25 protein-coding genes, 2 rRNA genes and 1 riboswitch are annotated in these 26249 nt (G+C 45.9%); of the genes, 6 read left to right on the top strand and 21 right to left on the bottom strand.

Going from position 1 to position 26249, the window contains the following annotated elements:
• Window positions 1-25 precede the first annotated feature (25 nt).
• From BUA12_RS08630 to BUA12_RS08620, 3 genes are read right to left on the bottom strand one after another with little or no spacing between them, the layout of a single operon-like run.
• Window positions 26-814, bottom strand: a complete 789-nt coding sequence (locus BUA12_RS08630; protein ID WP_072710202.1) for a 2-keto-4-pentenoate hydratase — start codon at window positions 812-814, stop codon at window positions 26-28.
• Between the two features lie 2 nt (window positions 815-816).
• A complete protein-coding gene (locus BUA12_RS08625) occupies window positions 817-1623 on the bottom strand; it encodes a 2-keto-4-pentenoate hydratase (protein ID WP_072710201.1) in 807 nt (268 codons plus the stop codon).
• An 11-nt stretch (window positions 1624-1634) separates the two neighbouring features.
• Window positions 1635-3092 (bottom strand): aldehyde dehydrogenase, encoded by a 1458-nt coding sequence (locus tag BUA12_RS08620; RefSeq protein ID WP_072710200.1) that lies wholly within the window; start codon window positions 3090-3092, stop codon window positions 1635-1637.
• A 291-nt stretch (window positions 3093-3383) separates the two neighbouring features.
• On the opposite strand from BUA12_RS08620, the gene BUA12_RS08615 reads away from it, so the two are divergent.
• Complete coding sequence (locus tag BUA12_RS08615; protein WP_072710199.1) at window positions 3384-4172, top strand: IclR family transcriptional regulator; 789 nt, start codon at window positions 3384-3386, stop codon at window positions 4170-4172.
• Between the two features lie 73 nt (window positions 4173-4245).
• Here BUA12_RS08615 and BUA12_RS13245 read toward each other — a convergent pair whose 3' ends face one another.
• The 3 genes from BUA12_RS13245 to BUA12_RS08600 are packed head-to-tail and all read right to left on the bottom strand — an operon-like array spanning window position 4246 to window position 7197.
• Window positions 4246-5118, bottom strand: a complete 873-nt coding sequence (locus BUA12_RS13245; RefSeq protein WP_072710198.1) for a TPM domain-containing protein — start codon at window positions 5116-5118, stop codon at window positions 4246-4248.
• Window positions 5118-5711, bottom strand: a complete 594-nt coding sequence (locus tag BUA12_RS08605) for a LemA family protein (RefSeq protein WP_072710197.1) — start codon at window positions 5709-5711, stop codon at window positions 5118-5120. The genes BUA12_RS13245 and BUA12_RS08605 overlap by 1 nt, the downstream gene beginning before the upstream one ends.
• A 58-nt stretch (window positions 5712-5769) precedes the next feature.
• Complete coding sequence (locus tag BUA12_RS08600) at window positions 5770-7197, bottom strand: phosphate--AMP phosphotransferase (protein WP_415735786.1); 1428 nt, start codon at window positions 7195-7197, stop codon at window positions 5770-5772.
• Between the two features lie 143 nt (window positions 7198-7340).
• Between BUA12_RS08600 and BUA12_RS08595 the strand changes: the two genes are divergently transcribed.
• The gene (locus tag BUA12_RS08595) at window positions 7341-9038 is read left to right on the top strand and encodes a M3 family oligoendopeptidase (RefSeq protein WP_072710195.1); all 1698 of its coding nucleotides are present in this window, start codon (window positions 7341-7343) and stop codon (window positions 9036-9038) included.
• 151 nt (window positions 9039-9189) lie between these two features.
• Here the strand turns inward: BUA12_RS08595 and BUA12_RS08590 are convergent, their stop codons facing one another.
• From BUA12_RS08590 to BUA12_RS08565, 6 genes are all read right to left on the bottom strand, one after another.
• Complete coding sequence (locus BUA12_RS08590) at window positions 9190-10440, bottom strand: LPXTG cell wall anchor domain-containing protein (protein ID WP_072710194.1); 1251 nt, start codon at window positions 10438-10440, stop codon at window positions 9190-9192.
• A 202-nt stretch (window positions 10441-10642) separates the two neighbouring features.
• Complete coding sequence (locus tag BUA12_RS08585) at window positions 10643-11479, bottom strand: MurR/RpiR family transcriptional regulator (RefSeq protein WP_072710193.1); 837 nt, start codon at window positions 11477-11479, stop codon at window positions 10643-10645.
• A 123-nt stretch (window positions 11480-11602) separates the two neighbouring features.
• Entirely contained in the window at window positions 11603-13102 is a 1500-nt protein-coding gene (locus tag BUA12_RS08580; RefSeq protein ID WP_072710192.1) for a GH32 C-terminal domain-containing protein, read from the bottom strand.
• Between the two features lie 11 nt (window positions 13103-13113).
• Complete coding sequence (gene tatC / locus BUA12_RS08575) at window positions 13114-13875, bottom strand: twin-arginine translocase subunit TatC (RefSeq protein WP_072710191.1); 762 nt, start codon at window positions 13873-13875, stop codon at window positions 13114-13116.
• Window positions 13876-13922: 47 nt separating this feature from the next.
• A complete protein-coding gene (locus tag BUA12_RS08570; protein WP_072710273.1) occupies window positions 13923-14126 on the bottom strand; it encodes a twin-arginine translocase TatA/TatE family subunit in 204 nt (67 codons plus the stop codon).
• Between the two features lie 44 nt (window positions 14127-14170).
• Window positions 14171-14806, bottom strand: a complete 636-nt coding sequence (locus BUA12_RS08565) for a redox-sensing transcriptional repressor Rex (protein WP_072710272.1) — start codon at window positions 14804-14806, stop codon at window positions 14171-14173.
• 132 nt (window positions 14807-14938) lie between these two features.
• Here BUA12_RS08565 and BUA12_RS08560 point away from each other — a divergent pair, with 132 nt between their 5' ends.
• The 3 genes from BUA12_RS08560 (at window position 14939) to BUA12_RS08550 (ending at window position 18151) form a co-directional block, all read left to right on the top strand.
• Entirely contained in the window at window positions 14939-16858 is a 1920-nt protein-coding gene (locus BUA12_RS08560; protein WP_072710190.1) for an ABC-F family ATP-binding cassette domain-containing protein, read from the top strand.
• Between the two features lie 397 nt (window positions 16859-17255).
• Entirely contained in the window at window positions 17256-17495 is a 240-nt protein-coding gene (locus tag BUA12_RS08555) for a hypothetical protein (RefSeq protein WP_072710189.1), read from the top strand.
• An 86-nt stretch (window positions 17496-17581) separates the two neighbouring features.
• Window positions 17582-18151, top strand: coding sequence for a GNAT family N-acetyltransferase (locus BUA12_RS08550; RefSeq protein ID WP_072710188.1), 570 nt, complete (start codon window positions 17582-17584; stop codon window positions 18149-18151).
• 19 nt (window positions 18152-18170) lie between these two features.
• Here the strand turns inward: BUA12_RS08550 and BUA12_RS08545 are convergent, their stop codons facing one another.
• The 7 genes from BUA12_RS08545 to BUA12_RS08515 form a co-directional block, all read right to left on the bottom strand.
• Entirely contained in the window at window positions 18171-19553 is a 1383-nt protein-coding gene (locus BUA12_RS08545; protein ID WP_072710187.1) for an LLM class flavin-dependent oxidoreductase, read from the bottom strand.
• A gap of 100 nt (window positions 19554-19653) precedes the next feature.
• Window positions 19654-19764: riboswitch (SAM riboswitch) on the bottom strand.
• A 142-nt stretch (window positions 19765-19906) separates the two neighbouring features.
• Window positions 19907-20926, bottom strand: a complete 1020-nt coding sequence (gene tsaD, locus BUA12_RS08540) for a tRNA (adenosine(37)-N6)-threonylcarbamoyltransferase complex transferase subunit TsaD (protein WP_072710186.1) — start codon at window positions 20924-20926, stop codon at window positions 19907-19909.
• Window positions 20919-21377: a ribosomal protein S18-alanine N-acetyltransferase gene (rimI, locus tag BUA12_RS08535; protein WP_245772788.1), complete on the bottom strand. Its 459-nt coding sequence runs from the start codon at window positions 21375-21377 to the stop codon at window positions 20919-20921. The genes tsaD and rimI overlap by 8 nt, the downstream gene beginning before the upstream one ends.
• Window positions 21356-21994, bottom strand: coding sequence for a tRNA (adenosine(37)-N6)-threonylcarbamoyltransferase complex dimerization subunit type 1 TsaB (gene tsaB / locus BUA12_RS08530; protein WP_072710185.1), 639 nt, complete (start codon window positions 21992-21994; stop codon window positions 21356-21358). Before tsaB ends, rimI begins: the two co-directional genes overlap by 22 nt.
• A complete protein-coding gene (tsaE, locus tag BUA12_RS08525) occupies window positions 21975-22400 on the bottom strand; it encodes a tRNA (adenosine(37)-N6)-threonylcarbamoyltransferase complex ATPase subunit type 1 TsaE (RefSeq protein ID WP_245772792.1) in 426 nt (141 codons plus the stop codon). Before tsaE ends, tsaB begins: the two co-directional genes overlap by 20 nt.
• Window positions 22401-22555: 155 nt before the next feature.
• Window positions 22556-23281, bottom strand: a complete 726-nt coding sequence (locus BUA12_RS08520) for an HAD-IIB family hydrolase (protein WP_072710183.1) — start codon at window positions 23279-23281, stop codon at window positions 22556-22558.
• Window positions 23244-24464 carry a glycosyltransferase gene (locus tag BUA12_RS08515; RefSeq protein ID WP_072710182.1) on the bottom strand — a complete coding sequence of 407 codons (1221 nt, stop codon included), beginning with the start codon at window positions 24462-24464 and terminating at the stop codon, window positions 23244-23246. The genes BUA12_RS08520 and BUA12_RS08515 overlap by 38 nt, the downstream gene beginning before the upstream one ends.
• 181 nt (window positions 24465-24645) lie before the next feature.
• Here BUA12_RS08515 and BUA12_RS08510 point away from each other — a divergent pair, with 181 nt between their 5' ends.
• Window positions 24646-25824, top strand: coding sequence for a CDP-glycerol glycerophosphotransferase family protein (locus BUA12_RS08510; protein ID WP_072710181.1), 1179 nt, complete (start codon window positions 24646-24648; stop codon window positions 25822-25824).
• A gap of 137 nt (window positions 25825-25961) precedes the next feature.
• Here BUA12_RS08510 and rrf read toward each other — a convergent pair.
• Together rrf and BUA12_RS08500 are read right to left on the bottom strand one after the other, a co-directional pair.
• Window positions 25962-26076, bottom strand: a 5S ribosomal RNA gene (gene rrf / locus BUA12_RS08505).
• Window positions 26077-26157: 81 nt separating this feature from the next.
• Window positions 26158-26249, bottom strand: a 23S ribosomal RNA gene (locus BUA12_RS08500); the annotation flags it as partial.

Below are 26249 nucleotides of genomic sequence, written 5' to 3'. Positions count from 1 at the left end.
CCTCCTCCGTATATGCAAGTCACGCTCATTCTTTCACGAAAAATGATACATCCCCCAACCCGCCATATTTTGCGCTGACAAAATCCCCGGGAGATAAGCGTACTGCGGCCGTGATGCCGCCTGAAAGGATAGGCTGACCCGCTTTCACCTTCTCCCCTTTTTTGCTCAGCATATTGGCAAGTCTCGCAATCGATTTGGCCGGATGATCCAGAACTGCTGCGCCAGCCCCCAATGACTGGACTTCTCCGTTTATGGATAAGGTCACCCCGACCACATCCAATTCCAGTTCTTCGGGTTTTCTTAAGTAGGTTCCGAACACCGCCCCGGCTGCTGACGTATTATCTGCAATGACATCCGGCAGCGTGAAGTTGAAATTTTCATACCGGCTGTCGATGATCTCGATGGCCGGGAAAACATGTTCAGTAGCACGCAGCACATCCAGTGTGGTGACGCCCGGCCCTTCCAGATCTTTTCCTAAAATAAATCCGATTTCAGGTTCTACTTTTGGATGTATATAGTCGGATATGGAAATCGAATCACCTTCTTCTACGATCATATTATCGAACACATAACCATATATTGGATCATCCACATCCATTTGTTTCATTTTGGCCTCGCTGGTAATCCCCATCTTTGGCCCGATAATTTGGTGGCCATCTTCCAACTTTTGACGGATCAGTTCTTCCTGGACAAGATATGCCTCGTCAATGGAAAGTGATGGATGTAGATCTGCAGTGATTTTCAATATTTCCTTCTTATCTTTTTCCGCATTGTGCACATACTCTGCCAGCGCTTTGATTTTATTTTTATCCATGTTCATCGCTCCTCATATTCATCGAATGACACCCGTACTTCTTCAAGACCGGCAAACTTTGCATAAAAGTGATCCCCGGGCCCCGCTTCTACAGCAGAAGACAGCGCTCCCGAGAGGATGACTTCGCCGGCTTTTAATGTTATTCCGTATCTTGAGAGTTTATTGGCCAGCCATGCCACACATCTTGCTGGATCTCCCAAAGCAGCAGCACCAACCCCGGTATTTTGTAAAATGCCATTTTTGTAGAGAGCCATTCCCATCTGCTTCAGGTCGATATCTTCAATTTTCGTCGGGATTTCACCGAGCAGATACAATCCGGAGGAAGCATTATCTGCAACCGTATCAGCCAGGGTGATTTTCCAGTCCTTTATCCTGCTGTCTATGATTTCAAGCGCCGGTACAACCGCATCAGTAGCTTTCAATACATCTAATGCAGTGACACCCGGCCCTTCCAGATCCCTTTTCAAAATAAAAGCTATTTCCCCTTCCACTTTCGGCTGCAGCACACGGTCCAATGAAATCGTGCCGCCATTTTTCACCTGCATACCATCTAACAGATGTCCGTAATCAGGTTCATCCACACCCAACGCCTCCTGCATCACTTTGGATGTTAAACCAATCTTCTTGCCCGTGATCCGCTGTCCACTTTGCACATTTCGTTCTATCGTATGCAGTTGTATCTTATAAGCTTCCTCGACGGAGATGTCAGGATCCAGCTCTGTAATCGGCCGGACCCCTTCCTTTTTACTCCTGGCCTCATTCAAGTGGTTTGCATGGTCTGCTGTATTTGTCGTGTAATCAGTCTTCATTTAAAACCCTCCTACATTTTGAGAGTGATGTTCGTTAATTCGGAGTAGAAATCAAAACTGTGGGACCCGCCTTCACGTCCAAGGCCACTGCGTTTCATTCCACCGAATGGTGTGCGCAGATCACGCAGGAACCATGTATTGACCCAGACGATTCCGGCTTCTATTTTTCCACTGAAACCGGTGGCACGCTTCACATTACTGGTCCATACGCTTGCACTCAGGCCATAATGTGTGTCGTTGACCTGCTCCAGTACTTCTTCTTCCGTATCAAATGGAATGACAGTCACGACCGGCCCAAAAATTTCTTCTCGTACACATCTTGAATCTTTGCCCAACCCTGTAATGATTGTTGGTTCCACAAAAAAGCCCTTATCGAATCCTTCAGCTGCTTTACCGCCTGTCAGGAATGTTCCGCCTTCTTCTTTTGCGATGTCCAGGTAGCCGAGCACCTTACGATAATGTTCTTCACTGACCAACGCGCCCACTTTCGTGTCGGCATCGAACGGGTCGCCAACTACGAGCGCTTTCGTCTTTTCTGCAAAACGATCCAGAAATTCATCATACATTGGACGTTCCACATAAATCCTCGAACCGCACAGACATACTTCACCTTGATTGATGAAACTGGAACGCACCGTGGTTTCAATTGCATCTTCGATATCAGCATCTGCAAAAATGATATTAGGATTCTTGCCGCCAAGCTCGAAGGACAATTTCTTCAATGTCGGTGCTGCAGCCTTCATTATTTCAGTGCCCGTGATCGTTTCACCGGTGAACGCGATGGCATCCACATCTTCATGGGAAGAAAGTGCCGCTCCTGTTTCACCAAACCCGTGCACCATGTTCACCACACCATCGGGTACACCGGCCTCCTTGCAGATTTCTCCCAGTACAGTTGCCGTCATCGGTGTCACTTCTGAAGGTTTCATCACAGCTGTATTACCCGCCGCCAGAGCCGGGGCCAATTTCCATGTCATAAGGAACAATGGCAAGTTCCATGGATTGATCAGCCCGACGACCCCGACCGGACGACGCTTGGCATAATGGATAGCTAGATCATCCTGCTCATAAGCTTCTGTGCCAACCGTTGTCATATAATCAGCAAAGAAATAAAAGTTGTTCGCTGCACGATCGATATCCACTTTCTGGGACAACCATAAAGGCTTGCCTGTGTCGAGGGATTCGAGTTCCGCCAGTTCATCTTTTCTCTCCAGGATCAGGTCACCGATTTTACGGATGATGTTGGAACGCTCTTTCAAAGGCATGTTTTTCCATTCCCCGTTCAATGCCTTCCTCGCAGCACTTACTGCCTGGTCAACTTCTTGTTTCCCTCCTATCGCAATATTACCCAACACTGTTTCTGTTGCAGGATTCACATTTTCAAATGTTTTTGCATTCGACGATTGTACATATTCCCCATTGATGAAATGTGAACAGTCCATAACCTTTTGTTTTGTTTCAGTTTGCATAAATAAAGACCTCCTAATATTTGATAACGCATACATTAACTCAAGACTTCTAATCTCAAATGGAGTATGGGGACTCCCCCACTGCCTCCTCAATCTATATTCATTATAAATTTGGCGCAAAACCTTTAAAAGGTCGGAGTTCCTCTATATGGAACAATTCTAAATATTATGATAAAATTTTTAGAATACTATTTAGAAAGCGCTCCTAATGAAGTACAATCAGAATATATCAAGAAATCATAAATTTTTACCTGTTCTTCTATGTAAAACAAATATTAAAGAGGTGATTCCATGGCAAAGAGTAAACCCGAACCACAAGTTCTTTCTTCTGTTTCAAATGCCTTAAGGATCTTAAAGAGTTTTTCTGCGATTGAACCGACAAAAAGGGTCGGTGAACTGGCTGAATCATTAGGGTTGGCAAAAAGTACAGTCAGCCGATTGATGTCGACCCTTGCCCACGAAGGATTTGTCATCAAAGACAAAGACTCACAATCCTATCGGTTGGGCGTCTCGGTACTCACGCTTGCAGGGATTGTCACCAATGATTTGGACATTCATAAAGAAGCGTCCCCGGTTCTGCACAAACTGGTGAATGATACAGGCGAGACCACCCATCTCGCAGTCATGGACGGCTTGGATACCATTTATATCCATAAGGAGGAATGCTACCATCCAGTTCGCATCCTTACGCATCTTGGAAGAAGGAACCCCTCATACTGTACGAGCTCCGGCAAGGTGCTGCTCGCGTTCAGTGACGAGCAGGTGGTTGAAGATGTGATCAGCCAGGGGTTGGTTTCACACACCAGGAACAGCATCACCGACCCCGACCGCCTTCGCAGTGAACTGGAAATTGTCCGTGAAAAAAATTATGCGGTCAGCACCGAGGAATTGACCGAAGGAACGAGATCGGTCGCCGCCCCCATACGCGACTATACAGGGAGGGTGGTGAGCGCTGTCACCGTCGTTGGGCCCATACAGCGTATGAAAGAATATAAAATTAGAGACATCGCAGCAAAAGTCATCGCAGCGGGGGAGGAAGCTTCCGAACGCCTCGGGTATGATGAACGGTTTTTCAAGTAGAATATCAGTCGGCTTTTAATATTTAAAAATAAGAAAAGAGACTGGAACCCTCCAGTCTCTCTTCCCTCGTGTATCAAAAGCCACGTCCGGCACCGCCGCCGCCGCCGGAGCCGCCGCCGAAACCTCCAAAGCCGCCTCCGCCGCCAAAGCCGCCGCCGGAACCGAAGCCCCCGCCTGATGGCGGGAACAGCACGACAGGTCCACCGCGCCTTGACCGTCTGTTCCTGCCGCCTGGACCACCCGGACCGCCACGGCCTGAGTTATTGAAGAACAGCTTATATATCAGGTAAATTGCACCCATTGTAATGAAAAGTCTCAAGATCATGCCGGAAAGGCTCATTTCACCGCCCGCATCATCTTCAGGTGTCTCCCGCGTGAACTCTCCATCGACAAAGCCGTATGCATCGAGCGATTCCTGGTAGATTGCGTTGTAAAGGCTGACGAGCCCTTCTTCGTAATAGGCATCCGCAGTCTCTTCATCACCGGCATCCGCTGCATTCTGAAAACTTTCCATGGCGGTGTTGTCGATGATCCTGCCGATTTTTGCATCATTCAGGTAACCTTCGACGCCGTAACCGACCTGGATGTCGATGCCCCGGTTGTTGAACTCGTTGCCATTGTCCAGGTTGAGGAAGATCACGATGCCGTTATCATGCTCCGCTTTGCCGACACCGTATTCCCTGAGTACCCTGAGCGCATAGTCCTGTCTGTGCTCCTGGCCGATGGTCGGCATCGTCATCAGCAGAAGCTCGGCGCCGGTGCCCTCTTCAAGATGTTCACCGAGTGCATTCAATTCTTCAACCGTTTGGGAGTTGAGGATATCTGCATGATCCTGTATGAAATAATTATTTGTATCGAGCTCAGGCAATTCCTCCCGGGCCAGCACATCCTGGCTGAGCAGTACGGCAAGGATCAGAGTGGCAACGATCGGCAAAAAACGTTTCATCACTCATCACCGGAATCGTCCCCGCCTGAATCGAAGTTCACTTCAGGCACCTCTTCAGCAGATTCGTCCGCTTCAAAATATGGTTTTTCCTCAAAGCCGAAAATGCCGGCGATCATGTTGCCGGGGAAGGTCCTTACATTTCTGTTGAACGCCTGGACGGTGGAATTGTAATCCTGCCTGGCGACGGCAATCCTGTTTTCTGCACCGGCCAGCTCGTCACGGAGACCCGTAAACTGTTCACTCGCCTGCAGGTCCGGGTAATCTTCGGTGACTGCGATCAACCTCGACAGAGCAGACCGCATCTCCGTATCCGCTTCCGAGACTTCCTCCATGTCATCCGCATTTGTTATATTGCTTCTCGCCTCTGCGATATCCGTGAATATTTCCTGCTCCAGATCTGCATACTCCTGCACGGTGTTCACCAGGTTCGGTATCAGGTCACCACGCCTTTGAAGCTGGGTGGCGATGTTGGATTCCGCCTGGAGTACATCCTCATCCAGGTTGACCAGTGTGTTATATCTTGGGACGACCAGGATGGCGAATATGATGATTAAAACGGCAATGGCCCCGAGGGGGAATAAAAGTTTCCTCATATCTACTTCCTCTTTCTTTTAAGATCTTTTCATATGAAGTATACATGAAAAAGGCGTATCACTCATTATTCAAGACTTTTTCATACGTCGAAATGATTCTTTTCAACACTTCGATACGCGCATATCTTTTATCGTTTCCGGGGATGATGTGCCACGGCGCGTAATCGGTATCCGTCTTTTTGATCATATCTTCACTCGCCTCCAGATACTGCTCCCATTTTTCACGGTTCCTCCAGTCTTCGCTTGTGATCTTCCATTGTTTCTCAATATTCTCTTCACGCTTTTCAAAACGTTTAAGCTGTTCATCCTTATCCAGTGACAGGAAGAATTTCAAAATGATTGCACCTGAATTATACAGGGATCTTTCAAAATCGTTGATTTCCTCATAAGCCTGGGACCATTCTTTCTGGCTGGCGAATCCTTCGACCCGCTCCACCAGCACCCTGCCGTACCAGCTCCGGTCAAAAAAGCCGATATGGCCGCTGCGCGGTATGCTTGTTGCAAAACGCCATAAGTAATGATGTGCAAGTTCCATATCCGTCGGCGCACTGACTGCATTGACCGTATACCCTGTGGGGTCCAGCCGCTCACGGGTCCTTTTGATGTTCCCGCCCTTCCCTGCTGCATCCATCCCTTCATAGACCAGCACCAGGGGGATTTTATGCCGGTACAGCTGGAATTGGATTTCACGCATCCTGAGCTGCAGGTCAGGCAACATCTCTTTATACTCGGGCTTTTTCAGTGATTCCTCCTCAAAATCGAATGTGAATAATTCCGTCTCGAAGTACCGCGTGAAGTCACTGACGATCCTCTGAACAGGCGTAGTATCCTCTTTTTCAATCCTTTTTTCGAGCTTTTCGATGATGGTTGAAAATAATGTATTGATGGCATCATTCTTATGCTCGAAATCAATCTCTGTCCATGGGATGAGCTGGTCTTTTCCGATGAAATCCTGCATTTCTTCCTCATAGTTGTATAACTCGAGGTTTTCCTCAAATTCCTCTGCCTTCCATTTAAGGATTGGGTTTTCCTTCAGCTTTTCCAGATGCCTCTGTCTGACTTCTTCGGAAGTGTTCACATAAAATTTCAGGATTTCGTAGCCATTGTTATGGAGCATCTTCTCGAAGTTCTCCATATCATTACAGATGTCTTTGTAATCCACTGCGATATTCTCTGTTATGCCCGCTTCCTTATACTCTATATACTGGGCATACCAGCTTCTGAAATGAATATTGATGTCCCCTTCCTTCGGCAGATGATTCCAAAATCGCTGCATGAAAGGATATCGCAGGTCAATTTCCCTTGCCGGTCTTGTGGCTACAAAGTCCGTGTATTTGGAGTCGAGGGCCATATAGAGCGCATTTGATAACCTGGATTTGCCCGATGCAGGCGGCCCTTCTATTATAATCATGACCGGGATGTCCATCTCATGGGTCTTCCTCGTCATTTCACCCAACTGGTATTCTAATTCGTCATCGATTTCCATAATTACCCCTCCTGTCATTCCATCTTCGTCCCTTTATTCTACCCCAAAACAACACTTTTAATGAAAGCCCTGCCGTTAAATTTTAGATTGTCAGTGTCCTGATATGATAAAATATGCATGACTAACGATAAGGGGGAAATTAAATGGTCACGAAGTTCCATGACTATGAGTATGAAAGGCCCGATTTACAGCAGATATCCAAAGAGGTATCCGAATTGATTGAAACGTTCGAGGCAGCTGAAAATGCGAAAGAGCAAAGCAAGGTCGTCGATGAACTCAATAGGATTTTCAACCGTCTTGATACGATGGAGACCCTTGCAAACATTCGTGCCTCAATAAATACAAAAGATGAATTTTATGATGCAGAAAGAAACTTCTTTGATGAATACGGGCCGGTCATAACTGAAATCAACAATAAATACTATAAGGCAATATTGAACAGCGATTTCCGGTTCGAACTGGAAGATTTATATGGCAGACAGCTTTTCGCTCTTGCGGAAAATGAGCTGAAAGGCTATGATCCTTCAATCAAGGAGCTGGTCCAGGAAGAAAACCGCCTGTCCACCCGGTACTCCAAGCTCCTGGCATCTGCTGAAATAGAATTTGACGGAAAAGTGCTGAACTTATCCGAGTTCGGTCCATATATGGAAGATCCGGACCGCAACACCCGTAAAGATGCATCGCTCGCCGTCCAGGGATTCATGGGGGATAAACTGGATGAAATCGATGACATTTATGACAGGCTTGTCAAGACGAGGGATAAGATCGCAAAGGCACTCGGCTACAGCGATTTCGTCGAACTGGGATATGTCAGGATGAACAGAATCGATTACGACCGTGACATGGTCGAGAAGTTCAGAAATCAGGTGGCGGAATATGTGGTTCCCGTCGTCACAAAGTTGAAAGAGCGCCAGCGCAGACGCATCGGCTTATCAGAGCTGAAATCCTATGATGAATCCTTCGATTTCATCACTGGAAACGCCGCACCAAAAGGTGACGCCAAAAAAATTATGAAAAACGGTGCGAAAATGTATGAGGCACTCTCACCTGAAACAGATGAGTTCTACACATTCATGAGCGAACGAGAATTATTTGATGTCGAGGCCAAGAAAGGCAAGGAAGGCGGTGGCTACTGCACGTTCATCCCCGAGTATGATTCGCCGTTCATCTTCTCGAACTTCAACGGCACCCTCGGTGATGTGACCGTTCTGACACATGAAGCAGGTCATGCGTTCCAGACATATATGTCACGTTTTGATGTTCCTGAATATCAGTTCCCGACATTGGAATCTGCAGAAATCCATTCAATGAGCATGGAATACTTCACCTATCCGTGGATGGCTCTTTTCTTTGAAGAAGATACGGATAAATTCAAGTTTTCCCATATGGCGGACAATCTGTCGTTTCTTCCTTACGGTGTGGCCATTGATGAATTTCAGCATATCGTCTATGAAAACCCGGAGATGACCCCGGAAGAACGCCGCAGCGAATGGAAGAAGCTTGAAGAAAAATATTTGCCGCACAGGGACTATGATGGTATTGAACCCCTCACGAGCGGCGCGTTCTGGCACCGTCAGGGCCACCTCTTCGGGGCCCCGTTCTACTACATCGACTACACCCTGGCACAGGTTTGTGCCCTTCAGTTCTGGCAACGTGCAAATGAAGACTTCGAAGAGGCATGGAAAGATTATGTGGCGCTGTGCAAACTTGGCGGCTCACTGCCGTTCAATGCTCTGGTCGATGTCGCCAAACTCAGGTCTCCATTCGAAGAAGGCAGCCTGAAAGATGTCATTGCAGAAGCCGACCGTTATCTGGAAGCCATAGAAGACACCAAGCTTTAATATCATCTGAATGATAGGATAAAATCCACTCAAAGGGTTTTATCCTTTTTTTGTGTCGGGCCACCGCATTTCAACGGTGGTGTCTACTCTTCAGGAATCAAAAAACGGACATCATCCAATATGGAATATGTCCGTTTGCTGTTTGAATTTTTTACTGTTGCCTCGGTTTTTTGGTCACGAAGAACAGGATTACTCCGGATATGATCAACATGACACTGTATAAAAAGTTATAGTTGTTTGCCTCACCCGTATTCGGCAAAATCTCCCGATCCGATGAGGTGATGCCCGCTGTTTCATTTTTAATCTCTTCCTCGAGCACCACTTCGTCCTCTTCGTGCATTTCAACTTCTTCGAGGATTTTGGAACCCATTATGCGGTTGACTCTTTTATCGAGAAGCGCGAGGGATTCATCCGAGCGGCCGGGGCTCAGATCGAGACCTTCCAAAATATCCCCGTAATTGTAACGGTGGAGTTTTTTACCGGCCACACCTGTACGGACATCTTCTGACACTTCTACCTCAACATCTGCGCCGGCATGCTCCTGAACGTTCCGGCTGCCATCATCTGAAGACTGTGCTTCTGACGAACCTCCGTAAACTTCATGGTTTCCATCCGGCTCAATTTCCACTGCCGGCTGCTCCGGCTGCACTTCTGTCTGCTGATCAGAACCAGGAGCCTCCTCCTGCACTGAAGGATCTTCATTCGCTGCGTCAGGTGTTTCAGGTTCCACGGGCACAAGAGGGGAATCCGCTTCTTGTGATGGCCGTCCCTCCTCATTGTCAGGCGCCTGACCGGCATCGTCTCCACCATCATAGGCATCTTCACCTTCCGGCATCGATCCTTCACCGGTTTCATTTCCTTCTTCTTCCTGGATCACGTCATCATCTACAGGAGGCGAGGCGTCACCAGCCTCTTCCTCACGCCCGTTGACATCGCCATCAGAATCATTGACCGACGAATCTCCTTCATTCACCCCATCGTTTTCAGGTGCTTCATTCACAGGTTCATCTGATGCAGTTTCCTCTGATGAATTTTCGTCTGATGCTGGTACATCTGGTGCAGATTCATCCTGAGTGGTGTCTTCCTGAAGCGTTTCTGCCTCCGCTTCCCCGACATGGTCGGCAGGCGTCAATACGGCTTCTGTTTCACGGGGTTGCTCTTCAACATCCTCATCCGTTCCACCACTTTCCTCCGCCGGCAGGCTTTCACCTTCACCCACACCCCCGGTGGTCACTTCATTATCATCGTCCGGGCCCCCGTCTGCATCATATTCCATATCATGTTCCTGTACATTTCCATCTATATCTTCGCCGTCATCAGCAAAAGTTATACTTGCAGGATTAAAAATTGTTGATGTAATGAGTATGGATATCACTGTGATCTTCAAATGCTTTTTGTCCAAAATTTTCCCTCCATACCTTTAAACATGTATATACTGTTCCAACAGTTAAAACAAGTATATAAAATTTGTATACTTGTATCTACATATTTTCAGATATGTAACACACCTTTAATACTATTCCCGTTATGTTTCAATCTCATTTCAATCGATGTCTTCTGTAATATTAAAAAAGAGAGTGGAATGAATCCGCCCTCTCCCGCCATCAATGTGTGGCATCATATGTTTTCATAATGGTATCGTAAGCCGAACTCCCGAGCTCTTTGCATACATAGAAGAATAAAACGTCGCATATCACCAGTTGTGCGATCCTGCTTGTCATATTCATGTACTGTATATTCGTCTCCTCCTCGGTGATTTCAATCGCAAGGTCCGAATGTCTTTTTGCTATCGACGCATGGTTCTGTGTCAGGATGACAACTTTGATGCCCAGTGCTTTCGCTTTCTTGACGACTTCTATGACTTCTGTCGTCTTGCCGGACAATGTAATGACGAAGAGGACATCACTCTCCGTTGCATTGGACAGCCGCGTCAAGCACAAATATTTATCGGCGGTGAAGAACGCGTTGACATTCACACGGTGCAGCTTCTGTTCTATGTCGTGGCCGACATTCGCGGAGTCCCCGACGCCGAAGATGAATGTGTTCTTTGCTTCGAGAATGAGGTGTGCCGCTTCTTCCATTACATCACGGCTGACGATTTTTTCGGTATTATACAACGCCTGGATCGTATTTTTAAATACTTTGTCGAATATATCTTTATGGTCGTCTTCCTCCAAATCAATCACTCTGGATATCTTCTCTTTTTCCAGCGTATGTAATTCTTTGGCCAGTTCGACTTTCAGCTCTTTGATGCCTGCCAGTCCGACCCGCTTTGCAAACCGGACGATTGCCGCATCGCTCGTATTACTGTTGGAAGCAATGTCCTTTACCGGCATATTGATGATTTGCCGTGGATTTTCAAGGATGAAATTTGCAATTCTCTGTTCCACCGGCGTCATATATTCCTGTCTTTTATTGATCTGGCTCAGTACCGAAAACATATTTTTTCCTCCAAACTTTTTCAATCCGTTCAAATAAGAAAATATTGATGCAATTATAACATGATTTGAGTAAGTTCATTATATATTTAACATAAAATTACTGAATTTTACATATCCATGAAACTAATGCTGATAGATTATTTCCTTATTTTTTAAAGGTTTCAAGTCATAACGGGTCAGATTGACGAAGCACTGGCCGGTCTGGGTGGAGAACTCCACACCGACTGCATCCTTTTCGGGGAAGATCCTTGCCGACATCACCGCCGCACCGTCATTGATGAAGATTTCCAGACTCGAAATGTCCATGAATATCTGCAGCTTATAGAGCGGTTCTTCCAGACGCACCGAACGGTCAAAGTCCTCCACACCTTCCGGCTGCTCACCGCTGAAGGAAGTGTCGAGTGTGAACAGCTGCGCTTCCGTATTATAAATCAGCCGGGTTTCATCCCTTTTCCCCACCCGCAGATGGAGATAGATTTCAGAGGCCTCATATTCTTTGAATTCCACTATCAGTTCGTAGGCATCTCCGTAAAAATCCCGCATACGCTTATTATAATGTTTGAAGTAACCGAGTGCGGTCATTTCATTATATCTTAAGTTTTCGAGCGCCGGATGCGGCGTCTGATTCAACTTATCATCAGTGAATGTCAGGACACGGGGCAGGCTCAGGCAGTGTCTGACATGAAATTTTTCCTCGGGGTAGGAGGTGGTCGGCATGCCGAGGGTTCCGATGATCACCTGACGCTGTGCTTTATCGGTGAATGTCTGGGGTGCGTAAAAGTCAAACCCGTGATCGAATTCCCTGAACTTTCCGTGGGTCATCCCCGCATTTTCAAAGTCCAAAAGGCCGGTCAGGTAGCCTGCCTGGAAGTTGTTCCTGAAGAGATCACCATAACGGTCGATGCCCTGGGGGCAGAACACGAGCACATCCCGGCCGTCCACTGTAAAATGATCGGGGTATTCCCATAACCAGCCGAACTCATCAAAGTCAGTCTGGAGATCGCCGAGATGTTCGAATGTGGATAACTCATCCGCACCGTAGACTGCGAGACGGCCCCGGCCATCTTTTGATTCTGCACCGATGAGAAGATAATATTTATCCCGGATCCTCACCATTGCGCTATCTTTGCTCTGCTTATAAAGATCTTCAAATCCTTCAATCAGCGGGACGGTGTGTTTATTCAACTTATCATCCCCGTCCATGTCAGCTGCAAGCAATTTGTATCTGTACCGGCCCCGGGCGCGTGACCGCCCCATATAGAAGATATGGTTTGTGCCATTGATTTGCAGGACGGATCCGGCTGACAGGCCTTCGCTGTCGAAAAGCGCATCCGGCTTCATTTTTACACCTGCATTATTAAAGTCGGCAAAGTCATCCGAAGTCACATGGTACCAGTACTGTTCATCCCCACCGAGGAGAGGCAGCCATGTATAGAACAAATGATATATCTCCTGTTCATCATCATAGAATGCGGCAGCGGGTGCTGCCAATGCGCCAAAAACACTCTGCACATGAAATTTCTGCCGCCACGGACTGCTTTTAACATGTTCAATATACGAATTTAAATCGTCGTGACTCAATCTTTCCAACGCTTTCAATTGAATATCGTCATGCCTGTCCACCCGTTTTCCCCCTAATCGTCGTTCAAAGATTCTTCCAGTGCCTTCTCTTCCGCCTTCAAATATCTTTTATATCCATATTTTGATATGACTATGCTGAGTTCATAAAGTAAGATCATCGGTATCGTCAAAAGTATATGGGTCATGAAGTCAGGCGGAGCGATGATTGCAGCAATGATGAAGAGTATGAAGTACGCATATTTCCTGTTCTTTTTCAGAAGCATCGGTGTAATGAGGCCGAGCTGTGTCAAAAACAATACGAGGATCGGCATCTGGAATATGGCACCGAACGGCAGCACCGTACGGAATAAGAAGCCGAAATACTGGTTGATTCCTATAGTGGTCTCAATACCCATCTGTTCTGAGAGGTCGAAAGTGAAGCGGACCACATAGGGCACTACGATGAAGTAGCTGAATGCCATACCGATCAGCATCAGTATCATCACTATCGGAATGTAGCTCAGTGTCATTTTCTGTTCATTGCTGTAAAGCCCCGGGGAAATGAATGCCCAAAGCTGGTACAGGATTACAGGAAGAATGACCACAAAGGCGATGATCACGATGACCATCAAATATATTTTAAGCGGATCAGCGATCTGGAACGCATGCATTTGTATATTAGCCGTCCAAGGTGCATTCTGCATCTGATAAATTAAAGGTTGGGATAAAAAAAAGCCGACAATCAATGCAGCAACAAAAAAGTACATCACAATAAGCAGACGCTTCCTCAGCTCATCCAAATGTTCCATGATATCTTTCTTTTCTTCATTGTGCATGGGTAAAGTCACCTCTTAAAAAAAGGTGGCTTTCGCCACCACCTTTTTTACGAATTCGATTCAATTTTTTTTGTGTCCTTCTTCTTTTCTTCTTCTTCTTCGTCGTCATCCGCAAGCCCTCTCGTCGCATCCTTGAACTCCTTCAATGTGGATCCGACTGCGCGTCCGAACTGCGGTAATTTTTTAGGTCCGAATATGATCAATGCTACAACGGCAATGACGATCAAACTCACCGGACCGACAGCCATCATCAGGGTTGATGGTAATAAAAATGTCAACATACTGTATTCCCCTCCTATAGATTTTTCATATAAAAGAATAATGCCTGTAATTCCACTCCCAAGTCAATGTTATGTACATAGATGTTCTTATCCAGATCCAATCTGGTCGGTGTAAAATTCAAGATGCCTTTAACACCTGCATCGACGAGCCGTTCAGCCATCTCCTGACTCGCTGAGACAGGTAATGTTAAAATCGCGACTTCCACCTTCTCTTTTTTGATGATGTCTTCAAGTTCACTTTCATGATGGACGACCACATCGTTGATCTTCCTGCCGATCAATTCTTCATTGCTGTCAAGGCCGGCCACGACATTCATCTTATCACTCAGATTATTAAATTTATAATTCAGTAATGCACTGCCCAGGTTGCCTACACCAACAAGCACGATGTTCTTCTTGTCCGTCCCCTGGATGTGTTCCATGAAAAAGTTCAACAGACTTTTCACATTATAGCCGTATCCTTTGCGTCCAAGCTCCCCGAAATATGAGAAGTCCCTGCGGATTGTGGCTGAGTCAATATCCAAAGCTTCACTTATTTCCCTTGATGAAACCCTGTCAGTAGCTGCTTCTTCAGCCTGTTTGAAATATCGGTAATAAAGTGGTAGCCGCTTCATGGTGGCGTTTGGAATTCTCTTCTTTGTATTCACAATCAATTACACCTGCCTGTTGTGCTAATGTAATCCATTATATCACACACCCTGAAGTCTTACATCTAATGTAAATGAATTTTCATCGTTTTTTTTCACATAGTATTGTAAACTGTAGGAAAGTGAGGGAATTTTATGATTGTAATGCAATTAGCCAATTTAAAAAAATCTTTCGGCACCGATCTGATCTTCGATAAAGTCACCCTCGAGATCAAATCAGGTGAAAATATAGGCATCGTCGGTAAAAATGGTGCCGGTAAAACAACTTTGATGAAAATCATGGCCGGTGAAACAAGCTATGACGGCGGGAATATCAGCACGCCGAAATGGGCATCCATCGGCTATCTCACCCAGCAGATGACACTGGAGTCCAGGCTGACGGTACGGGAGGAAATGATGCGGCCGTTCAAAGACCTTCTTAAGGTGAAAGAAGAGATGGAGGCGGTCACCCGCTGGCTTGGCAGCCATGAATATTCTCATTCCGATTACCAGGATCACGTGGATAAACTCGAAAGACTTCAAAATACGTTTGAAAACTCAGATGGCTATAATATCGAGGCCAGCATCAAAATGGTCCTGACCGGCCTGAATTTTGATACCGGGGACCTCGACCGCCCGGTCGATGAATTTTCGGGCGGTCAGAAAACAAGACTGTCTCTTGCCCAGATGCTCCTCCGTAAACCTGATGTGCTGCTGCTCGACGAACCGACGAACCACCTGGATGTGGAGACCGTGGAATGGCTCGAACATTATTTGAAAAGCTTTCAGGGTGCGGTCGTCATCATCAGTCACGACAGGTACTTCTTGGACAAGACCGTTGATAAGATTTTTGAAGTGGAGCTTGGAAGAGGCACACTCTACCACTCGAATTATTCGAAGTATGTCGTGGAAAAGGAAAAGCATCACCGGCTTCAGATGAAGCAGTATGAACGCCAGCAGAAAGAGATATCGAAACTCGAAACCTTCGTGGAAAAGAATATTGCCCGCGCCTCCACCAGCGGGATGGCGAAGGACAGACGAAAAAAGCTTGAAATGATGGAGAAAATCAATGCACCGAAGCAGGATTATAAAAATGCCAACTTCTCTTTTGCAATCCGGCGGGAAAGCGGCAATGATGTTTTCCGGGTCAATGACCTCTCCATCGGTTATGATGAGGTGCTGAACAGCAGGATCAGCTTCAGTGTCGAAAAAGGTGACAGATTGGCAATCCTCGGCCCAAACGGCATCGGCAAATCAACACTTGTAAAAACCATCGCGAAGCGGATGCCTAAAATCAACGGGGAAATCATATATGGTACAAATGTCTCCATCGGCTATTATGACCAGAAACAGGCCGAGTTCACTTCGGATAAAAATGTCCTGGAAGAATTGTGGAATGAATATCCGGAAATGAATGAAAGTGATGTCCGGAAAATTTTGGGTCGATTTTTATTCACACAGGATGAAGTGCTGAAAAGTGTGAATGATTTGAGTGGCGGCGAAAAAGCGAGGATCCAGCTGGCTAAGCTGATGCTGGAGAAGAACAATGTCCTGATACTCGATGAGCCGACAAACCACCTGGACATCGACAGCAAGGAAGTGCTTGAAGATGCACTTGATAACTTTGAAGGCACGATCATATTCGTGTCGCATGACAGATACTTCATCAACCGCATTGCCGACCGCATCATGGAAGTCGGGAAGGAAGATGTCTTCCTGGTCAACGGAAACTACGATTACTTCCTTCATAAAAAAGAAGAACAACGGCAGACGGCGGTGCTTCCCGAACCGGCAGAACAAGAAAATGCACCTGAGGATGAGCTGAGTTATGAAGCACAGAAGAAACGCCGTAATGAAAGCAGCAGATTGAAAAAGCAGGTCAAGAAATATGAAGAAGAGATCGCCCGGCTGGAAACCGAGATCGGGGAACTGGAAAATCGTCTTCTGGACCCTGAAGTCTTTAACGACTACACGAAATCTGCGGAACTGAATGAAGAGCTGATCAAAAAGAATGAGGCGCTTGAACATGCGATGGATGCATGGGCGGAAAGCGAAGAGCTCTTGACGGAATCTTAAATTAAGCATCCGGTCTCGGACCGGATGCTTCTTTTTTACGGCATGTTCGGTGTATAAGGTGACTAGTCAGAATTATAGATCATCACAGATTTATACACATATTGGAAGTGTTGACACCGCTATTTCAAGGAGTTATCCACAAAATCCACATAAACGCACAAAGTTATCCACAATACTATCCACAACTGTGTGTAACTTATTCAACAGGTCTTTTTCACTTTCCCACATTTTATCCACAGGTTGTGGATAAAACAGATGTTCCCTGTTGACAAGGATGAATGACGGTCTGTATAGAAAAGTTGAATGTATGTTCGACTTGTGACCTCCCGTATATTGTTTAACCGACCTGAAAAAATGGTAAAGATAATTATATAAAGGATCAAAGGAGCGTGTGATGATGACTGAAGAACATAAGGATCAGACAGAAAAGATGAAAGAAGAAGCCAGAAAACAGGCTGAAGAAGGTCAGGATAGAAAAGCCCAGATGAAAGAGAAAGCGCAAGCCCCGCAGGGTGACTTCAAAGATGATGACTCGAAAGCCTGGGCGAAACAGGATGAAACACAGGGCAGCAGGAAAGCTGAAGAAGCAGAGATCCAGCAGGAAAAAGGGAACAACCAGTTCAACCAGTACAGATAAAATTTAAATAACAAAAAGAAGGCCTGAGGCCTTCTTTTTGTTATTATTGAGATATGTGGATCAAGCTGGAGATGTGGAGGGACCCAATGGACACTTACAAAGTATTACTTGCCAAACATGACAGACTGGAGACGCCCCGGCTGTGCCTCAGGCCCGTCACCCTGAAGGACACCGTTGATATGCATGAGTATGCCTCGGATGAAGAAACGACCTACTACGTATTTGACCGCCACGAATCCTACAGGGACACAGAAAAGGCGATTGTCGGATATTTCCTTGAGCAGCCGCTCGGCAAGTATGGCATAGAGCTGAAAGATTCCGGAAAAATGATAGGGACGATTGAACTGAGAAGGAAAACCGAAGATTCAAGGGGAATCATCGGCTATACACTGAATAAAGATTTCCATGGTAATGGCTATATGACCGAGGCCGGGAAAGCGATACTGAAATTGGGATTTGAATCCCTCAGCCTCGACTGCATCGCAGCGATGTTCGATGAGCGGAACACCGCTTCCGGCAAAGTGCTTGAACGCCTCGGTATGCAGAAGGAAGGCGTGCTGAGACACGTACATAAATGGAAGCAGGGTGAGTACTTCAACGATGTATATTATTCGATATTGAAAACCGAGTATGAAGAACAGCAGTCCCTTAAATGAGGACTGCTGTTCTTGTCACTTAAATATGCACTTTATCGGTCAGCCTGACTTTTCTTGCGTGATGACTGTCCGGGATTCTGACTTTCCCTTTTCCAAAGAGGTTCTCCCTTAAAGTCGATGCCTCATATTCGGTCCTGTAGCTTCCCCGTTCCTGAAGCACCGGAATGACATGATCTATGAAATCTTCGAACGTTGAAGGACTCGCTGCCTGTATGATGTTGAATCCATCTGCATCCCCTTCATTCGCCATGGCTTCCAGCTCATCCGCAACCTGCCCGGGTGTGCCGATCACCTTGGTTGCACCGATGCCGAGGCCGTGATGCAGTATCGCTTCCCTCACCGTCCATTTCCTCGTGGTGCTTGCTGCGTATTTCCGAAGGAAGCCGTGGGAAGCTTCAGTAGTTACATTTTCAACATATTGATCCGGCTCATATTTGGAAAAATCAATACCCGTATGGCCTGAAAGCATTGCTGCTGTCCCCTCGTAACTGACGTAAGTCAGCAGTTCTTCATACTTCTCCTGGGCCTCTTTTTCAGTGCGTCCGACAATCGGGACGATGCCCGGGAATATCTTTATATCTTCAGCGTTTCTGCCATTCTTCACTGCCCGAGCCCTGACATCTGAAGTGAACGCCTTCAACTCTTCCAGGTTGCTCGCAAGCGTCGTGAACAGCGCTTCTGCATGCTTCGCCGCAAATGCCTTGCCTTTCTCGGAAGCACCCGCCTGGAAGAGCACCGGAGTGCGCTGGGATGAAGGCTCGACCAGTTGCACGCCGGGAACATTGAAGAATTCCCCTTCATGGTTGATCGGATGTACTTTTTCAGGATCCGCATAGACGCCGGTCTCCTTATTCGCTTCCACAGCCTCCTCCTCCCAGCTGTGTTCCCATAATTTGTACACGACATCCATATATTCATCCGCCCGGTCATATCTTGTATCGTGTTTGATTTGACCTTCCATTCCAAGATTGACCGCCTCGCTGTTCAAGTAGGAGGTGACGATGTTCCAGGCCACACGGCCTTTGGTCAGATGGTCCAACGTTGAAAAATCACGTGCCAGTTTATAAGGTTCCGTGTAAGTCGCTGAATAGGTGGCTGCAAAGCCGATGTGCTTTGTGACAGCTGCCATTGCCGAAATCGGAAGCAATGGGTTGTGCAGGGGCACCTGTACTGCATTTTTGATGGCGGCATCAGGTTCCCCTCCGTAAACATCATAAATACCCAGCACATCCGCCAAAAACATCGCATCAAATTTCCCTTTTTCAAGAAGTTGCGCAAGATCCGTCCAATAATCCAGGTCGCCGTGGCGGTGTCCCTGATCTTTCGGATGACGCCACAGTCCCGGTGAGTGCGGTGCAACGGAGTTTAGAGTGAAACCGTTCAGACGAATTTGTTTTTTCATAAATAACCTCTCCCTTTAACGTTGGTCAACTTAATCCTTATCTTATAAGTAGGAATTAAAAGCCTCTTCCTGAGGAAGAGGCTTTGATGAAAGCTGCTCTTCCTCATCTTTCAAGCATATCGCTTGTTGGAATGGGCACCTTTCAACTTGTTGATAGTGAGGTTGCCGCAGGATCTAAGGACCAATTTCCTCCCCTGACTCTAGATAAGGAATATATTCATTTTTAAGTTATATAACATACTAACAACGTATGAATTTTCTGTCAAATAATAATTTTTAGAAAAGTGATTTTCTTGGATGTTTATAATAAAAAAACCTGGTCTTCAATCCGACCAGGGGTGATGAGGCTGTCCTTAATAGGTATATTCCTCTATATCTATGAAATTTCTCCCGTTCAAGTCGAGCCCTGAAAAATGGCCTTTCAAATACAGGTGATGTGCAGCTGCACCGATCATTGCGGCGTTGTCTGTGCAGAATTTAAGCGCCGGGATGTGCAGGGTGATGCCATGCATTCTGGCCAGCTGATCGAACCTCGCTCTCAGACCGCTGTTTGCAGCCACACCGCCTGCGATGATAAGATGCTTCACTTGATACTCTTCGACGGCCTGCATCGTCTTATTCGTGAGGACGTCCACTACACTGTGCTGGAAGGAGGCTGCAACATCTTTCGGATCGACTTCCAGACCTTTTTGCTTATTGTTGTGAAGTGAGTTGATCACAGCGGACTTCAAGCCGCTGAAGCTGAAGTCGTAACTGCCTCCCAGATAAGCTCTCGGGAAATCGAATGTATCCTCACCCTCTTTGCCCAGCCGGTCGATATGAGGACCGCCGGGGTAAGGGAGCCCGATGACACGGGCGACTTTATCATAGGCCTCCCCCACTGCATCATCACGCGTTTCCCCTATGACTTCAAAATTCAAATGGTCCTTCATATAGATCAGTTCGGTATGACCGCCCGAGACGATCAGAGCCATCAGGGGGAAAGTCAATTCTTCCTCCAGCTGATTAGCATAAATATGGCCGGCGATATGATGTACAGGGATCAGGGGGAGGTCGTGTGAGAAGCTGAATGCTTTGGCTGCATTGATACCCACCAGCAGCGCCCCGATCAGCCCCGGACCTTCCGTTACGGCCACAGCACTCAATTGGTCCGGTCTCAGCGAAGCTTCTGCCAATGCCTGCTCAATCACCCTTGTGATCGTTTCCACGTGGTGTCTTGAGGCGACCTCGGGCACCACGCCGCCGAACCGCTTATGACTCTCTATCTGACTGACGACGACATTCGACAACAGCTCGCTGCCGTTTCGCACGATACTGCATGCCGTCTCATCACAACTCGTCTCAATGCTTAAAATGGTTATATCTTCACTCATTCAATTTCACCCACATGACATGTGCATCCTCTCCGGGTCCGTAATAATCTTTCCGGATCCCCCCGTAGGAGAACCCTTCTTTTTCGTAAAGGCTTTTCGCGGAATCATTATCGACGTTCACTTCCAGGGAGAGTGTCGTTGTGGATTCCGCCGAGTACTCTTTAATAAACTTCAGTAATTTATGACCGAGCCCGTGGCCCCGCTGGTCTTCCCTGATGGCGATCGTCGTGATCTGGCTCTGGTCAATTATCATCCACAGACCGCAGTATCCAATGATTTCAGAGTCTTTCTCCATGACGAAGTAATGGGCGAATTTATTTGCGGCGATTTCTCTCAGAAAAGCTTCTTTCGTCCATGAGGATTTGGTGAATGCTGCCGTTTCAATCATATGGACAGCATCGATGTCCTCTATCCCCATCGGCCTGATTGTTACTGATTCTTTTCCATCCAATTTTTCTCGGCCTCCGATATTCTTAAATACTCCGGCACCGCTTCATGTGCGTCCACAGGCACCAAAGCGCCTTTATAATTCACGACATCACCGACACGGCTCATCACATGAGTGACTTCCGCTTCAAAATTCCTTTTTAATGCAGTGTTCATAATTATTTTCGCGCCATGTTTTTTAACTTCCTCATTAAATGCTGCAAAATCCATATGTGCCGGGTCCTTTATTACATTGAAGGAATGGCCATCCAGCTCGTAGATTGCGCCATATACGTTGCCCCTGCGTGCATCAATCACAGGAGCTGCTACTCCGCGGTAATTTGCCGCCATCACGAAAAGACTGGAAACAGTATATAAAGGGAGGTTCAATGCCACAGCGAGGGTTTTTGCCACCGTTACCCCGATTCGCACGCCGGTGTAGGAGCCGGGTCCATTTGAGACGATGATCTGCTCCAACTCATTCTTCCTCACCTTGACCATCTTCAACAAATCAGCAACATACGGCATCAGTGTTTCTGAATGTGTTCTTTTTATATTAATATTAATTTCACCCAATATGATCTCATCAGTGATGGCAATCGATAATACTTGATCAGATGTATCAATAAGTAAACTCTTCATAAATTTCTTTTACCACTCTTTCATTTTTACTCCCCATACCTTCAAGCGTAACGATCCTCTGATCATTCACTCTTTTAATCTCTACAGTGATGTGTTCCTCCGGTAAAAACTCTTCTATATATGTGTACCATTCTATGATGACTACAGCGTCGTCATTGAAATACTCGTCAAACCCCAAATCTTCATCACTATCTTCCAACCGATAACAATCCATATGATGAATGGGCAACTGCCCTTTGTAAGATTTGATGATATTGAATGTAGGGGATGTGATATGCCGTTTCACTCCAAGTTTTCCCCCCAGGAATTGAGCAAATGTCGTTTTCCCTGCGCCTAAGTCACCTGATAAAAGGAGCATGATATTTGGATATACTTTTTCACCGAATAACCCGGCTAACCGCTCCATATCATTTAAAGAAGATACAATAATTTCTTTTTTCATCATTACGACTCCTATCCACAACTTCCTCAACCATTATACCAAAAATTAAAAAATACATATCAAAAAGAGACCCATTTGGTCTCTTTACATATTACATTTGATTTCCAATGATTACAAAACTATTTGCCTGTTCCATAGAAATGCTGCCATGCCTCAAGTATGCCTTGTGCATAAGGATAACTTGCCCGGAAGAGCGTGTCATCCGCCTCTATCCCTGAAAGCTCAGCGCGTGCATTCGAAACGATTACAGCCGGGTAACCTGCCTGCAGCATGTCCAAGTCGTTGCCCGAATCTCCCGCCACTAGAATATTCGCTTCCTTTTCTACATACTTGGTGATTGAAAACTTCAGTGCTTCGCCCTTTCCTCCGCCCTGCGGTAAAATATCCACATCCCTGTTCGAGCTGAAAATAAACGTATGGGCTATGTGCCTTTTTATAAGTTGTGTTTCCAGCGCTCTAGCAGGAAGAAGCCCCTTTGAATGAAAAGAGACACGCCTTTTATGAGGTAAATTCTGGCACATAAGCCCGGGAATATTCTTTGCAGCTTTAATGATTTCATCCGGATACCATTCAGCAGACATCTTCTTCCCCCACTCTTCATCTTCTGAAAAATCAGGTCCCGAATAGATGACCGTCCCTACGTCAGTAATGAGTAAATCCGGAATCGGCAGTGATTCTTCGTAGATGAGTTTGGCTGCAGAAGCCCGGTGCCGCCCTGTAATATATGCAAGTGATATAGGCTCTTCAAGAGTTTCGTAATGGGATAACAGGTTCCTCAACCCCTCTTCATCTCCTGCAAAAGTACCGTCAAGATCCGTCGCTAATAAATGAGGAATTTTCTTCATCATCAACCACCTCATATAAGTCGAGCATCAATTCCGCAATCGTCGACCAGGTGAACAACAACGTCGCACGTTTCATTGCTTCATGCCCCAGAGTTTCAGCAAAGTGGCGCTCTCCTGCCAATGTATGCATTGCGCTTTTGAGTGCTTTTGAGTCTTTGGGCGGTACGAGTATCCCGGTTTGTCCGTCTTGTACCACATCCTGCAAGCCGCCGACTCCAGAAGCGATGACCGGTGTACCGCACCTTTGCGCCTCGGCAGCCACCATGCCAAACGATTCATAATAGGAAGGCACGACCACTGCTGTGGCTTCAGAAAACAATGCAGCAAGTTCCTCCTGCGATTTTGGACCAACAAAAGTCACTCTGTCCTCAATACCATTGATGGCATCCCTGAGGCCGGCGGTGACGGGTAAACCTGTCGCTGCATCAATGTCTTCCTCGTCTCCTCCTGCAAGAACCAATTCGCCTTCCTGCCCCTCTTTCACAAAATCCTGAAAAGCTTTTAAGAGAGTAAACAGCCCTTTAGTCTCTTCAAAGCGTCCGGCGTAAACAAAGTGTGGTTTTGCGGGCGGTTTTTGAAGCGATGTTTCTTCAAATGACTTCGCAACTCCAATAGGAATCACAGAGACATCCGTTTTCGGACCTGCAAATTTTATGATGGTTTCTTTTTCAGTTGGTGTCGTCGCTATGACGCGATCTGCTTTTCTGAGAATCCTTTTTTCAGCCCTCAGGCGTCTTTCTTCCCGTACTCCTGTGGCTGCCGCTTTTACGGTACCAAGTGAATGGGAGGTATGGACGGACGGTATGCCGAATTCTTCCTTCACAGCAAGACCAAGAAGACCGGACATCCAGTAATGACTATGGATAATGTCATACTCTTTTAAATTGAGTATAATTTTCATTTCCTTATAAATATCATCAAGGAAATTCACCATTTCTTCCTTTGGAACAAAACCTTTCCTGCCTGCTGCGATACGAATTACGCGACCTGACTTGCCGTACCTTTCTATTTGAGGCGCAGTTTCATCGCTCCAATGAGTGACCACATCCACCAGCATCCCTCTATCACAGAGGTGATGCATCAGTTGTTTGACATAGTTGTTCTGCCCACCCGCCTGTTCCCCGCCCAATTCAGCAAGTGGGTCACCATGATCTGAAATGAACAATATTTTCCGTACAGTCAAATGATTCTCCCCCTTCTATATTTAGATTCATTACGCACTTATGTTAAAATAATCTTAATATTCAGTAACATATAAATACCCCGAATGCATATATTTAAACAAAACATAGTGAAAAACTATGAAAAGTGTATAAGCTTGGGGGATAGACGAATCATGATGAATTTAAAGGAGGAGATAACTTATGAGATTGAAAAATTCTAAATGGTACGAGTCTCCCTCGATCATTCTTAAAATGTCAGTTGCACGATTTGTTGCTGCTATACTACCGGGAAATAAGAAACCAATAGTACTTGTCGGGGGAAATCTGGGAGAAAAATACGAAGACAATGCATCAGTTTTCCATACATACCTTGTCGAAAAACGCCAGGATGTAAAGACATATTGGATGTATGACAAGAATTTCAACTACGTCCAATCAGAAAATATTCCAAATGCTGTGGCTCTTGGCAGCTTTAAGAATTATTTGTTGTTTTTCAGAGCCGACTATACATTCCATGGCCACTCCATCCTTTATGACATTGCACCGGATGTTGATAAATATATCCACCTCAATAAAAAAACAGTGATGACACATGTCAGTCATGGAATTGAAGGCTTTAAGAAAATTTTAATACAGCCTGAAGATAAGCCTCTTCTTCATCGCACTGACTTTTTTAATTGTGCTTCAAAATACGAACGCGATATCAAATTAAACGGTTGGAAAGTTCCTGATGAAAAATTAATCACTACAGGCATGGCGCGTTTTGACCGTTTACAACCTGACAATCCTTCAAAAGAGGTCAGCAACATACTTCTGATGATGACATGGAGGGAATGGTTAATTGATCTTACCGAGGAAGAGTTTTTGGAAAGTGATTACTTCCGATGCATGGTGGATCTGTTGAATGATCCTGAATTGAGGAAGCTTATTGTATCTTATCATCTTAATATAAAAGTTGTATTGCACCCTTTTATGAAAACTTATGAAGAGTATTTCAAACCATTACAAAGTGGAGATCACATCTCAGTCATCACTTTTGATGAAGCTATCATCAAAGATGAAGTGATTGATGCTGATATGCTGTTGACTGATTATACAAGTGTATCCTGGGATTTCTTGTATCAAAATAAGCCGATCATTTTTTATATGTTTGATCAGGATATATTAGAAGAAAAACGCGGTACTTACCTCGACCTGGATGAGGATTTATATGGATATAAAGCCGGTAATACAGAGGCAGTAATCAATTCATTAGAACGTATCGTGACAGGTGAAAATAAAAACCCCTGGTATGAAAAGGCGGAGTATTATTTCGACTATTTTGATCAGGACAACTGCCGTCGTTTAGCAGATGAAGTCATTGGCCCTCCTCCAAAATGAGCATACCCACATTCAGTTTTCCTGTTTTGCACACTAAGCCGGTCAGTCTGTAATGATCACCTGACAGTTGGAGAATGACTTATAAAAAGAAAAAGACAATAAAAAAAGACCCGATCACTGGGATCGGGTCTAAGTCTGCCTGGCGGCGTCCTACTCTAACGGGACGTCAGTCCAACTACCATCGGCGCTGGAGAGCTTAACGGCTGTGTTCGGCATGGGAACAGGTGTGGCCTCTCCGCCATTGCCACCAGACAATTTGAATGCAATGTACATTCAAAACCATATAGAAGCCAAGCAACATCGTGTAAAAAACCCTCTACACGGTACAAATCTTTGAATAAGTCATCGATCGATTAGTATTCGTCCGCTGCATGTGTCGCCACACTTACACGCCGAACCTATCCACCTCATCGTCTCTGAGGGAT

Origin of the sequence: Lacicoccus alkaliphilus DSM 16010 (assembly GCF_900142805.1) — a bacterium.
Taxonomy (GTDB): domain Bacteria; phylum Bacillota; class Bacilli; order Staphylococcales; family Salinicoccaceae; genus Lacicoccus; species Lacicoccus alkaliphilus.
This window is presented reverse-complemented; position numbering and strand designations above follow the sequence as displayed.